This window comes from Pseudomonas sp. PDM17, from assembly GCF_014851985.1.
Lineage (GTDB): Bacteria > Pseudomonadota > Gammaproteobacteria > Pseudomonadales > Pseudomonadaceae > Pseudomonas.
Window position 1 is genome coordinate 59304 of record NZ_JACVAT010000004.1, and the last position, 12162, is coordinate 71465.

The 12162-nt window shown below is 64.2% G+C and carries 11 protein-coding genes; 8 read left to right on the forward strand and 3 right to left on the reverse strand.

Features of this window, described 5'->3' with window-relative positions; all coding sequences use genetic code 11:
• Positions 1 to 13: 13 nt before the first annotated feature.
• The 4 genes from IB256_RS14495 (at position 14) to IB256_RS14510 (ending at position 4757) form a co-directional block, all read left to right on the forward strand.
• Positions 14 to 1285: a YeaH/YhbH family protein gene (locus IB256_RS14495; RefSeq protein ID WP_045212721.1), complete on the forward strand. Its 1272-nt coding sequence runs from the start codon at positions 14 to 16 to the stop codon at positions 1283 to 1285.
• Positions 1282 to 2835: a SpoVR family protein gene (locus IB256_RS14500; protein WP_192296253.1), complete on the forward strand. Its 1554-nt coding sequence runs from the start codon at positions 1282 to 1284 to the stop codon at positions 2833 to 2835. Before IB256_RS14495 ends, IB256_RS14500 begins: the two co-directional genes overlap by 4 nt.
• Positions 2836 to 2893: 58 nt before the next feature.
• Complete coding sequence (locus IB256_RS14505; protein ID WP_192403548.1) at positions 2894 to 3403, forward strand: DUF4136 domain-containing protein; 510 nt, start codon at positions 2894 to 2896, stop codon at positions 3401 to 3403.
• Between the two features lie 124 nt (positions 3404 to 3527).
• Positions 3528 to 4757, forward strand: coding sequence for a multifunctional CCA addition/repair protein (locus tag IB256_RS14510; protein ID WP_192403031.1), 1230 nt, complete (start codon positions 3528 to 3530; stop codon positions 4755 to 4757).
• Between the two features lie 99 nt (positions 4758 to 4856).
• On the opposite strand, the gene folK is transcribed toward IB256_RS14510, so the two are convergent.
• Together folK and folB are read right to left on the reverse strand one after the other, a co-directional pair.
• Positions 4857 to 5393: a 2-amino-4-hydroxy-6-hydroxymethyldihydropteridine diphosphokinase gene (gene folK / locus IB256_RS14515; RefSeq protein ID WP_192296256.1), complete on the reverse strand. Its 537-nt coding sequence runs from the start codon at positions 5391 to 5393 to the stop codon at positions 4857 to 4859.
• A complete protein-coding gene (folB, locus tag IB256_RS14520) occupies positions 5384 to 5737 on the reverse strand; it encodes a dihydroneopterin aldolase (protein ID WP_015475255.1) in 354 nt (117 codons plus the stop codon). The genes folK and folB overlap by 10 nt, the downstream gene beginning before the upstream one ends.
• 80 nt (positions 5738 to 5817) lie before the next feature.
• Between folB and plsY the strand changes: the two genes are divergently transcribed.
• Positions 5818 to 6387: a glycerol-3-phosphate 1-O-acyltransferase PlsY gene (gene plsY / locus IB256_RS14525; protein ID WP_192403033.1), complete on the forward strand. Its 570-nt coding sequence runs from the start codon at positions 5818 to 5820 to the stop codon at positions 6385 to 6387.
• Positions 6388 to 6481: 94 nt separating this feature from the next.
• On the opposite strand, the gene tsaD is transcribed toward plsY, so the two are convergent.
• Complete coding sequence (gene tsaD, locus IB256_RS14530) at positions 6482 to 7507, reverse strand: tRNA (adenosine(37)-N6)-threonylcarbamoyltransferase complex transferase subunit TsaD (RefSeq protein WP_192296258.1); 1026 nt, start codon at positions 7505 to 7507, stop codon at positions 6482 to 6484.
• A gap of 200 nt (positions 7508 to 7707) precedes the next feature.
• Here tsaD and rpsU point away from each other — a divergent pair, with 200 nt between their 5' ends.
• From rpsU to rpoD, 3 genes are all read left to right on the forward strand, one after another.
• Positions 7708 to 7923, forward strand: coding sequence for a 30S ribosomal protein S21 (rpsU, locus tag IB256_RS14535; protein ID WP_003085057.1), 216 nt, complete (start codon positions 7708 to 7710; stop codon positions 7921 to 7923).
• A 200-nt stretch (positions 7924 to 8123) separates the two neighbouring features.
• Positions 8124 to 10160 (forward strand): DNA primase, encoded by a 2037-nt coding sequence (dnaG, locus tag IB256_RS14540; RefSeq protein WP_192296259.1) that lies wholly within the window; start codon positions 8124 to 8126, stop codon positions 10158 to 10160.
• Between the two features lie 78 nt (positions 10161 to 10238).
• Positions 10239 to 12092, forward strand: coding sequence for an RNA polymerase sigma factor RpoD (rpoD, locus tag IB256_RS14545; RefSeq protein WP_192296260.1), 1854 nt, complete (start codon positions 10239 to 10241; stop codon positions 12090 to 12092).
• Positions 12093 to 12162 lie beyond the last annotated feature (70 nt).

A 12162-nucleotide genomic window follows, 5' to 3' on the forward strand; every position in this document is an offset into this window, starting at 1 on the left:
CTGAGGAGCATTCATGAGCTACGTCATCGACCGGCGTCTGAACGGCAAGAACAAGAGCACGGTGAATCGCCAGCGCTTCCTGCGGCGTTACCGTGAGCACATCAAGAAGGCCGTCGAAGAGGCCGTCAGCCGCCGCTCCATCACCGACATGGAACACGGCGAGCAAATCAGTATTCCTGGCCGCGATATCGACGAGCCGGTCCTGCATCATGGTCGTGGCGGTCGCCAGACGGTGATCCACCCCGGCAACAAGGAATTCACCACCGGCGAACACATCCCGCGCCCCCAGGGCGGCGGCGGTGGCCGTGGCGCCGGCAAGGCGAGTAACCAGGGTGACGGGATGGACGACTTCGTCTTCCAGATCACCCAGGAGGAGTTCCTCGACTTCATGTTCGAGGATCTGGAGCTGCCCAACCTGGTCAAGCGCCACCTCACCGGCAGCGACACCTTCAAGACCGTGCGCGCCGGCATCAGCAACGAAGGCAACCCCTCACGCATCAACATCGTGCGCACCCTGCGCTCGGCCCACGCGCGGCGCATTGCCCTGTCCGGCTCCACCCGCGGCAAGCTACGTGCAGCGATAGCGGAGCTCGACCGCCTGAAACGCGAGGAACCGGACAACCTCGGCGATATCCAGGAACTTGAGCAGAAGATCGCCGGCATGCGCGCGCGCATCGACAAGGTGCCGTTCCTCGATACCTTCGACCTCAAGTACAACCTGCTGGTGAAGCAGCCCAACCCGACCTCCAAGGCCGTGATGTTCTGCCTGATGGACGTCTCCGGCTCCATGACCCAGGCCACCAAGGACATCGCCAAGCGCTTCTTCATCCTTCTCTACCTGTTCCTCAAGCGGAACTACGAGAAGATCGAGGTGGTGTTCATCCGCCACCACACCAGCGCCCGCGAGGTGGACGAGGAGGAGTTCTTCTATTCCCGCGAGACCGGCGGGACCATCGTTTCCAGCGCCCTGAAACTCATGCAGGAAGTGATGGCCGAGCGGTATCCCACCAACGAGTGGAACATCTACGCCGCCCAGGCCTCGGACGGCGACAACTGGAACGACGACTCGCCGGTCTGCCGCGACATCCTGATGAAGCAGATCATGCCCTTCGTCCAGTACTACACCTACGTCGAGATCACCCCGCGCGAGCACCAGGCGCTGTGGTTCGAGTACGAGAAGATCCGCGATACCTTCGAAGACAGCTTCGCCCAGCAGCAGATCGTCTCCGCCTCGGACATCTACCCGGTGTTCCGCGAGCTGTTCCAGAGGAGGCTAGTCGCATGAGCAAGCGCCAGCCGATCGCCACCGGCTCGGAGTGGACCTTCGAGCTGATCCAGCAATACGACCGCGAGATCAGTCGCCTCGCCGAGCGTTATGCACTGGACACCTACCCCAACCAGATCGAAGTGATCACCGCCGAGCAGATGATGGATGCCTACGCCTCCGTCGGCATGCCCATCGGTTACAACCACTGGTCCTATGGCAAGCACTTCCTCAGCACGGAAAAGAACTACAAGCGCGGTCAGATGGGCCTGGCCTACGAGATCGTGATCAACTCCGACCCTTGCATCGCCTACCTGATGGAAGAGAACACCCAGTGCATGCAGGCACTGGTGATCGCTCACGCCTGCTACGGGCACAACAGCTTCTTCAAGGGCAACTACCTGTTCCGCACCTGGACCGACGCCACCTCGATCATCGACTACCTGGTGTTCGCCAAGTCCTACATCAACAAGTGCGAAGAACGTCACGGCATCGACGCCGTGGAAGACCTGCTGGACTCCTGCCACGCCCTGATGAACTACGGCGTGGACCGCTACAAGCGGCCCTACCCGATCTCCGCCGAGGAAGAGAAGCAGCGCCAGAAGGAACGCGAGGAGCAGATCCAGCGGCAGGTCAACGACCTCTGGCGGACCATTCCCAAGGCCGGCGGCAAGGACAAGGAGCAGGGCCTGGCCCGCTACCCCAGCGAGCCGCAGGAAAACATCCTCTACTTCATCGAGAAGAACGCCCCGCTGCTTGAGCCCTGGCAGCGAGAAGTGGTGCGCATCGTGCGCAAGGTGGCGCAGTACTTCTACCCGCAGCGCCAGACCCAGGTCATGAACGAAGGCTGGGCGACCTTCTGGCACTACACCCTGATCAACGACCTCTACGACGAAGGCCTGGTCAGCGATGGCTTCATGATGGAGTTCCTCCAGTACCACACCAGCGTGGTCTACCAGCCCGGCTTCGACAGCCCCTACTACAGCGGCATCAACCCCTACGCGCTGGGCTTCGCCATGTACCGCGACATCCGCCGCATCTGCGAGAACCCCACCGAGGAAGACAAACGCTGGTTCCCGGACATCGCCGGCAGCGACTGGTTGGCCACCATCAAGTTCGCCATGAAGAGCTTCAAGGACGAGAGCTTCGTCCTGCAGTTCCTCTCGCCCAAGGTGATCCGCGAATTCAAGCTGTTCAGCATCCTCGACGACGACCAGAAGGACGACATGCTGGTCGACGCCATCCACGACGACGACGGCTACCGCAAGATCCGCGAAACCCTGGCCGCGCAGTACAACCTCGGCAACCGCGAGCCGAACATCCAGATCTGGGACGTCGACCGCCGCGGCGACCGCTCGCTGACCCTGCGCCACCAGCAGCACGACCGCAAACCGCTGGGCGAATCCACCGACGACGTGCTCAAGCACCTGCACCGCCTGTGGGGCTTCGACATCCACCTGGAAACCCTGCAGGGCGAGAACATCGTCAACACCTTCCACATGCCCCCAAAGGGTGAACGCGACAGCGAGGAGGGCTACCCGCGTCTCGACCTGATCATCCCACCCATTTGATCGGTTGACCGGGGCAGCAGGCGTGACAAGCATGGCGGCAACCCCGCTGGAGACCGCCATGCGTCTGTTCGCCATTCTCCTGCTCTGCCTTGCTGTCGCGACCTGCAGCAACCCCGTCCCGCACGCCCAGGTCGCGCATCCCGCCGATGCGCGACTGGCCGGGCTACGCGACTTCCAGCTGATGCCGCCGGAAAATGCCGTCGATGCCCTGCCCTACCGCAGCCGTTACCCCCTGATCAACGCCCAGGTGCGCCAGGGCCTGATCGAGCGCGGCTACCGTGAAAGCGCCGCGCCGCAGCTGCGCGTCTACTACTGGCTGGCGCTGCAGGACGCGCCGCTGGAGTTCAAGGTCGACGTGCCGCCACCCGACCCGCTCGGCCCTTACCTCGCCATCCACCGCCTGCGCGATGAGACCGGCACCCTACGCCTGCGCCTGACCGACGCGCAGGAGCAGACGCTCTGGGAAGGCACCGTCAGCACCGGCCTGAGCCCCGCGCACTCCAGCGCCGCCCTGCTGCAGGACGCCATCGGCGCGCTGCTCCAGCAGGTCCCCGTCGCCACGCCTTGAACCAGAACTTCCTGTAGGAGCGGGCCATGCCCGCGACCGGCGCCGCAGGCGCCCCCTCCCGCCGCTGCGCTTGCCCCACCCGCCGCAAACCCCGAAGCTATCCCCCAGAACAGGAGACAGCTTCATGCAGATCTACAAGGTGGGCGGCGCCGTGCGCGACCGCCTGCTCGGCATCCCCTTCAGCGACACCGACTGGGTGGTGGTCGGCGCCAGCGCCGACGAAATGCTCGCCCAGGGCTACCGCCCGGTGGGCGCCGACTTCCCGGTCTTCCTCCACCCCAGGACCGGCGAGGAATACGCCCTCGCCCGCACCGAGCGCAAAAGCGGGCGCGGGTATGGCGGCTTCACCTTCTACGCCAGTCCCGACGTCACCCTGGAAGAAGACCTGATCCGCCGCGACCTGACCATCAACGCCATGGCCGAGGGCAATGACGGCCAGGTCGTCGATCCCTACCACGGCCAGAAAGACCTCGAAGCCCGCCTGCTGCGCCACGTCTCCCCGGCCTTCGCCGAAGACCCGTTGCGCGTGCTGCGCGTTGCGCGCTTCGCCGCCCGCTATGCGCCGATGGGCTTCGCCGTGGCGCCGGAAACCCTGGCGCTGATGCGCAAGCTGTCGGAATCCGGCGAACTGGAAGCGCTGACCGCCGAACGCAGCTGGAAGGAAATCTCCCGCGCCCTGATGGAATCGCGCCCGGACGTGTTCATCCAGGTCTTGCGCGACTGTGGCGCCCTGGCCGTGCTGATGCCGGAAGTCGATGCGCTGTTCGGCGTGCCGCAACCGCCGCAGCACCACCCGGAAGTGGATAGCGGCGAGCACGTGCTGGCCGTACTGCGCGAGTGCGCCAGGCACGATCAACCGCTGAGCGTGCGCTGGGCCTGCCTGCTCCATGACGTGGGCAAGGGAGAGACGCGCAAGGAAGAGTGGCCCAAACACCACGCCCACGAACACCTGGGCCTGCCGCTGATCGACGCGATCAATGCACGCTTCAAGGTCCCGCGAGATTGCCAGGAGCTGGCGCGACTGGTCGGCGAGTACCACACCCACTGCCACCGCGCGCTGGAGCTGCGGCCAAACACCATCCTTGAGCTGCTGCAATCCTTCGACGTCTACCGCCGGCCGCAGCGCTTCGAAGAGTTTCTCGCCGCCAGCGAGATGGACGCCCGCGGCCGCCACGGGCTGGAGGATCGCGAATACCCGCAGGCCGAGTACCTGCGCGGCGCAGCACAGGCCGCCCGCTCGGTCGCGGTGCAGCCATTGCTGGACAAGGGATACAAGGGTGCCGAGCTAGGCGAAGCGCTCAAGCGTGAGCGGCTGACAGCACTGAAGGCCTACAAGGAAAGCCACGCCGCCTGACAGCACCGCGGAGGGATCGCCCCTCCAACGACGAACTCTCACTGTAGGAACGGTCCATGCCCGCGATCGCGCCCATGGGGCGCTCCTACAAATGAGGCGTCAAGCTGTCGGATGCGCCTCGATCAGCGCCGCCGGTGTCAGCTCCACACCGCGCCACTGGAAGGGCACCGGCCAGAGTTTCTGCCCGATCTGCGCGTCCGCCCAGAGTCCGGCAAACGAACGCTGCGCTCCCGGATGCTTCACTTCAGGCGCCAGCAACGCCAGCGGCCAGAGCACGAAGGCATTCTTCAGCACCTCCGCGCGCGGCAGCGTCAGGCCGTCGAACTCCCCGTGCAGGTCGCCATATAGCAGCACGTCGATATCCAGCGGCAGACCCTTGCGCTCCGGCGCATAGCGACCGTTGTCCGCCTCGATATGCTTGAGCCGCAGGCTCAGCTCCGCCAATGGCAGGTCGGTGCGTGCGACGATCACGAAGTTGTAGAAGGGGCCGCTGCGGATGCCCACCGGCTCGCTCTCGAAGACCGGCGAGCAGTGGATGTCCTCGAGGAAACCGTCCAGCGCCTCCAACCCGGCGAGCAGATGGCGCTCACGGTCGAAATTGCTGCCCAACCCGAGGTAGACCGTCGTCAGCGGCATCCGCGTTCGATCTCCACACCCACGCCGATGGCAGCCGCGACGGCGCCGGGCTTGGTGACTTTCAGGCGCAGCCACTGAATGCCGAACTCCGCCATCAGCAACTCGGCCAGGCGCTCGGCGAAGGTTTCCACCAGCTGGAAATGCGCGTCACGGGCGAAAGCCATGACCCGCTCGGAGAGCACGGCGTAGTCCAGGGCCTTGGCAATATCGTCGTCGGCCGCCGCCGGGCGGTTGTCCCAACCCAGCGTCAGGTCCAGGCGCAGGCACTGCCGGATACCCCTTTCCCAGTCGTAGACGCCGATCACGGTGTCCACTTCCAGCCCCTCGATGAAAACTCTGTCCACTGACTGCATGCTCCAAGGCGACACGACAAGCGGCCGGCGCCCCGTTAGAATCGGAAACGACCTCGTCTCCGGTGGAAACCATGTTCTGGTTCTTGGCGATCCTCGCCTACCTGCTCGGATCACTGTCCTTCGCGGTACTCCTCAGCCGCCTGTTCGGCACAGCAGACCCGCGCGCCAGCGGCTCGGGCAATCCCGGCGCCACCAACATGCTGCGCCTGGCCGGGAGGAAGATCGCCATCCTCACCCTGCTCGGCGATCTCGCCAAGGGGCTGGTTCCGGTTCTTTTCGCCCGGATGATCGGCCTGTCCGACGTGGAGCAGGCCTGGATCGGGCTGGCAGCGGTGATCGGCCACCTCTACCCGCTGTACTTCAACTTCCGTGGCGGCAAGGGCGTCGCCACCGCCGCCGGCATGCTGCTGGCGCTGTACCCGCCGGCCGCCCTGCTCGCGGCAGTGGCCTGGCTGGTGACCTTCAAGCTGTCACGCACCAGTTCGCTGGCTTCCCTGGTGGCCACGCCACTGACCCTGCCGCTGCTGGCCTGGCAGGAGCCTTCGGCGCTGCTGCCAATGACCGCACTCACCGGCCTGATCGTCTGGCGTCACCGCAGCAACCTGCGCGACCTGATCGCTGGACGCGAACGTCACTTCTAAAGCCGCGAGCTTCCCGGCCCGCGTACCACGCTGCAAGCGAAAAAACGGCCCATGCCGCTCAGAGCATGGGCCGCGTCGTTTGCAGCTTCATTATTCAGATCGCCGGCAGCGACTCCATTGGCCAACGCGCCTGGACGCCGATCGACGGGCCGTCCTGCTGCCCGGCCACCAGCCGCTGGCAGCCAGCATAGGCGATCATCGCGCCGTTATCGGTACAGAAGCGCGGGCGGGCATAGAACACCTGGCCCTTCATCTCGCCGAGCATCTTTTCCAGATGCTGGCGCAAGGCCTGGTTGGCGCTGACGCCACCGGCGATCACCAGGCTCTTCAGGTGAGTCTGCTTGAGCGCGCGCTTGCACTTGATGGTCAGGGTCTCGACCACCGCCGTCTGGAACGCCAGGGCGATGTCGCAGCGGGTCTGCTCGCTGTCGTCACCTTCGGCCACGCAGCGCTGCCAGGTGTTCAGGGCGAAAGTCTTGAGGCCGCTGAAGCTGAAATCCAGGCCCGGACGGTCGGTCATCGGGCGCGGGAAGACGAAGCGACCAGCGGTGCCGCTCTGGGCCAGACGTGCGATTTCCGGACCACCGGGATAGGCCAGACCAAGCAGCTTGGCGGTCTTGTCGAAGGCTTCGCCGGCCGCGTCGTCCACCGACTCGCCGAGCACCTGGTACTGGCCGATGCCATCCACCCGCACCAGTTGGGTATGGCCGCCGGACACCAGCAAGGCGACGAACGGGAACTGTGGCGGCTGCTCTTCGAGCATCGGCGCCAGCAAGTGGCCTTCCATATGGTGCACGCCGACGGCCGGTATACCCCAGGCAAACGCCATGGCCTGGGCGCAGGACGCGCCGACCAGCAGCGCGCCCACCAGGCCGGGGCCGGCGGTGTAGGCGATGGCATCGATGTCTTCGGCAGTCCGGCCGGACTCATCCAGCACCTGGCGAATCAGCGGCAGCATGCGCTTGACGTGATCACGGGAGGCCAGCTCGGGAACCACGCCGCCATAGATGCGGTGCAGGTCGATCTGGCTGAACAGCGCGTCGGCCAGCAGGCCTTTTTCGCTGTCGTACAAGGCGACGCCGGTCTCGTCGCAGGAGGTTTCCAACCCCAGCACTAGCATGGGTTTGAGCCTTTACTCTGGGCAAAATTGAAGCCGCGCATCATAATCGCCGGCTGGGCTTCGGACCAGTGCTTTTCGATCGGAGGCTTTGCATTCCTCCTTCCGAACGTTTAATATCCGCAACCCTTGAAAACCGCCGACTCCGAACAACCGTCAGGAGCGCGATAAATCCTCCGGTAATCATTGAAGGTACGACCTGGATGCCCGCCGTCAAAGTTAAAGAGAACGAACCCTTCGACGTAGCTCTGCGTCGTTTCAAGCGCTCCTGCGAAAAAGCAGGCGTACTGGCCGAAGTCCGTAGCCGTGAGTTCTACGAAAAGCCGACCGCCGAGCGTAAGCGCAAGGCCGCTGCCGCTGTTAAGCGTCACGCCAAGAAAGTGCAGCGCGAACAGCGCCGCCGCGAGCGCCTGTACTGAGTTACAGCGCTTCGTCGCACGCTTTCCGCATCGCCCGGCCCACTCGCCGGGCGAGTGCCTGAAACAAGGCACCCCACTCCGATTCGCATTCGCGGACTTCGGAGTTTTTGCTTTTCCAGCCCCATGCTTAGTCTCAAGCCTCGCTAGCGGCCTCAACGCCCCGCGCTATGCTTGGGTCCACCCTGCGTCCCGATGAGTCTATGGCCGGCCTGATTCCACAATCCTTCATCGATGACCTGCTCAACCGCACCGACATTCTCGATGTGGTGAGTTCGCGCATCCAGCTGAAGAAGACCGGCAAGAACTACAGCGCGTGCTGCCCGTTCCACAAGGAGAAGACACCCTCCTTCACCGTCAGCCCGGACAAGCAGTTCTATTACTGCTTCGGCTGCGGCGCCGGCGGCAACGCTCTCGGCTTCATCATGGACCACGACCAGCTGGACTTCGTCCAGGCAGTGGAGGACCTGGCCAAGCGCGCCGGCATGGACATCCCCCGCGAGGAAGGCCGGCGCGGCAACAAGCCCCGACAGCCGGTCGACTCGCCGCTCTACCCGCTGCTGGCTGCCTCTGCCGAGTTCTACCGCCAGGCGCTGAAAGGCCACCCGGCGCGCAAGGCAGCGGTGGAATACCTCAAGGGACGCGGCCTCACCGGCGAGATCGCCCGCGACTTCGGCCTGGGCTTCGCGCCGCCGGGCTGGGACAACCTGCTGAAAAACCTGGGCGGCGACAACCTGCAGCTCAAGGCCATGCTCGATGCAGGCCTCCTGGTGGAAAACCCCGACAGCGGCAAGCGCTACGACCGCTTCCGCGACCGGGTGATCTTCCCCATTCGCGACAGCCGCGGCCGGGTGATCGCTTTCGGCGGCCGGGTGCTGGGCGACGACAAACCGAAATACCTGAACTCGCCGGAAACCCCGGTCTTCCATAAAGGACAGGAGCTCTACGGCCTGTACGAGGCCCGGAAGAACAACCGGGATCTCGACGAGATCATGGTGGTCGAAGGCTACATGGACGTCATCGCGCTGGCCCAGCAAGGCATCCGCAATGCGGTCGCCACCCTGGGCACGGCCACCAGCGAAGAACACATCAAGCGGCTGTTCCGCATCGTGCCGAACATCCTCTTCTGCTTCGACGGCGACCAGGCCGGCCGCAACGCCGCCTGGCGCGCACTGGAGTCGGCACTGAGCAACCTGCAGGACGGGCGCAAGGTGCGCTTCCTGTTCCTGCCCGAGGGCGAGGACCCGGACAGCCTGGTACGCGCCGAAGGCCCGGACGCGTTCCGCGCCCGCCTCGCCCACCAGGCCCAGCCGCTGGCGGACTACTTCTTCCAGCAACTGACCCAGGAAGCCGACCCCAGCACGCTGGAAGGCAAGGCGCACCTGGCGACCCTGGCCGGGCCGTTGCTGGAAAAAATCCCCGGCAACACCCTGCGCCTGCTGATGCGCCAGCGCCTGGGCGAGATCACCGGGCTGTCCGCCGAGGCGCTCAGCCAGATCAGCGCGCCGCGCTCGGGCCTCACCGGGCAGGGCAAGCCCAGCCAGGCGCCCGCTCCGACCAAGACGCAGGGCTCAGAGCAGCACGCCCACGAATACGCCGACTACGACATGGGCCAGTTCGCCGGCCAGTTCGCAGAGCATGGCGACAGTCACTACCAGGATGCTTCGAACTACTTCGAGGCGCCGCAGGAATTTTCCGCCGGCAACGGCGGCGCCAAGCAGGGCAAGAAGCCCTGGAAGGGCGATCGCAAATGGGACGGCAAGGGCAAGAAAGGCGACTTTACGCCGCGCCAGCCACGTACCGAGATCAGCGTCGAATCGCCGACCCTGACCGCGCTGCGCACCCTGTTGCACCATCCTCAACTGGCGCAGAGCGTCGAGGATGCGAGCCACTTCTCCAACGAGGGACAGACCTACTCGCAACTGCTCGCGGCCCTGGTCGAAGCGTTGCAGAAGAATCCGAAACAGAGCTCGATGCACCTCATCGCGCGCTGGCACGGAACACCCCAAGGGCGCCTGCTACAGGTGCTGGCGGGGAAAGAATGGCTGATCGATGACGGCAATCTTGAAAAGCAGTTCGTCGACACCATTACTACACTTGCACACAACCAACTGCTCAGCAGCCGCGAAGCCCGCCTGCACAGTGTGCTGCGAAAGAATCCCAGTGAACTGACCGACGAAGAGAAAGCGTTACTGCGGGAGCACTACAGCACCCCCTCTTCAACAGGCAGCCAGAGCTGAACTGGCGCCTGAAGCCTCGAATCTGGTATAATCCTCGGCTTATTTCAGCCCGCCAAGACCTTCAGTGGATAGGGTGTTATGTCCGGAAAAGCGCAACAGCAATCTCGTCTCAAAGAGTTGATCACCCGCGGTCGTGAGCAGGGTTACCTGACTTACGCGGAGGTCAACGACCACCTGCCGGAGGATATCTCTGATCCGGAACAGGTAGAAGACATCATCCGCATGATCAACGACATGGGGATCAACGTATTCGAGACAGCCCCGGATGCGGATGCCCTGCTGCTGGCGGAAACCGATACCGATGAAGCTGCCGCCGAAGAAGCTGCTGCCGCCCTTGCCGCGGTAGAGAGCGACGTTGGCCGCACGACCGACCCGGTGCGCATGTACATGCGTGAAATGGGTACCGTGGAACTGCTGACCCGCGAAGGCGAGATCGAAATCGCCAAACGCATCGAGGAAGGCATCCGCGAGGTCATGAGTGCCATCGCCCAGTTCCCGGGCGCGGTGGACGGCATTCTCGAAGAGTACAACCGCATCGTCGCCGAAGGCGGCCGCCTGTCTGACGTCCTCAGTGGCTACATCGACCCGGATGACGGCACCCTGCCGGCCGAAGAAGTCGAGCCGGTCGGTCTGAAAGACGACGCCGAAGCCAAGGACAAGGATAAGGACGAAGAGGACGAAGAGTCCGACGGCGACAGCGAGGAAGAAGAAGGCGACGGTGGTCCGGATCCGGAAGAAGCCGCTCGTCGCTTCGGCGCCGTTTCCGAGCAGCTGGAAAAAGCCAAGAAAGCCCTGAAGAAGCACGGTCGCGGCAGCAAGCAGGCGACCGAAGAACTGGTCGCCCTGGCCGAACTGTTCATGCCGATCAAGCTCGTGCCCAAGCAATTCGACGTGCTGGTCGCCAAGGTCCGCGATTCGCTGGACAGCGTCCGCCGCCAGGAACGCGCCATCATGCAACTGTGCGTGCGTGATGCCCGCATGCCGCGTGCCGACTTCCTGCGCCAGTTCCCCGGCCACGAAACCGACACCGCCTGGGTCGACTCCGTACTCAAGGGCAAGCCCAAGTACGCCGAGGCCATCGAGCGCCTGCGTGACGACATCCTGCGCAACCAGCAGAAGCTGGTCGACCTGGAAGCCAGCTCGCAGCTGACCGTTGCCGAGATCAAGGACGTCAACCGCTCCATGTCCATCGGCGAGGCGAAAGCCCGTCGTGCGAAGAAGGAGATGGTGGAGGCGAACCTGCGTCTGGTGATCTCCATCGCCAAGAAGTACACCAACCGCGGCCTGCAGTTCCTCGACCTGATCCAGGAAGGCAACATCGGCCTGATGAAGGCGGTGGACAAGTTCGAATACCGTCGCGGCTACAAGTTCTCGACCTATGCCACCTGGTGGATTCGCCAGGCGATCACCCGCTCGATCGCCGACCAGGCCCGCACCATCCGTATTCCGGTGCACATGATCGAGACGATCAACAAGCTCAACCGTATCTCCCGCCAGATGCTGCAGGAGATGGGCCGTGAACCGACCCCGGAAGAGCTGGGCGAACGCATGGACATGCCGGAAGACAAGATCCGCAAGGTCCTGAAGATCGCCAAGGAACCGATCTCCATGGAAACGCCGATCGGTGACGACGAAGACTCGCATCTGGGCGACTTCATCGAGGACTCCACCATGCAGTCGCCGATCGAAGTGGCGACCAGCGAGAGCCTCAAGGAAGCCACCCGCGAAGTCCTCGCCGGCCTTACCGCTCGTGAAGCCAAGGTCCTGCGCATGCGCTTCGGCATCGACATGAATACCGACCATACCCTCGAGGAAGTCGGCAAGCAGTTCGATGTAACCCGCGAGCGTATCCGCCAGATCGAAGCCAAGGCGCTGCGCAAGCTGCGCCACCCGTCTCGAAGCGAGCATCTGCGCTCCTTCCTCGACGAGTGACGAAGAACCCCCGGCCAAAACCGGGGGTTTTTCTTTGGGCCTTCCATCGGGCAAAGTGCCACGTCTACAC

Excerpts from the sequence above, each read along its gene's own strand:
- rpoD (WP_192296260.1), top strand. The coding sequence starts at position 10,239 with ATGTCCGGAAAAGCGCAACAGCAATCTCGTCTCAAAGAGTTGATCACC.
- plsY (WP_192403033.1), top strand. The coding sequence starts at position 5,818 with ATGTTCTGGTTCTTGGCGATCCTCGCCTACCTGCTCGGATCACTGTCC.
- IB256_RS14510 (WP_192403031.1), top strand. The coding sequence starts at position 3,528 with ATGCAGATCTACAAGGTGGGCGGCGCCGTGCGCGACCGCCTGCTCGGC.
- IB256_RS14495 (WP_045212721.1), top strand. The coding sequence starts at position 14 with ATGAGCTACGTCATCGACCGGCGTCTGAACGGCAAGAACAAGAGCACG.
- IB256_RS14505 (WP_192403548.1), top strand. The coding sequence starts at position 2,894 with ATGCGTCTGTTCGCCATTCTCCTGCTCTGCCTTGCTGTCGCGACCTGC.
- IB256_RS14500 (WP_192296253.1), top strand. The coding sequence starts at position 1,282 with ATGAGCAAGCGCCAGCCGATCGCCACCGGCTCGGAGTGGACCTTCGAG.
- dnaG (WP_192296259.1), top strand. The coding sequence starts at position 8,124 with ATGGCCGGCCTGATTCCACAATCCTTCATCGATGACCTGCTCAACCGC.
- rpsU (WP_003085057.1), top strand. The coding sequence starts at position 7,708 with ATGCCCGCCGTCAAAGTTAAAGAGAACGAACCCTTCGACGTAGCTCTG.
- tsaD (WP_192296258.1), bottom strand. The coding sequence starts at position 7,507 with ATGCTAGTGCTGGGGTTGGAAACCTCCTGCGACGAGACCGGCGTCGCC.
- folK (WP_192296256.1), bottom strand. The coding sequence starts at position 5,393 with ATGCCGCTGACGACGGTCTACCTCGGGTTGGGCAGCAATTTCGACCGT.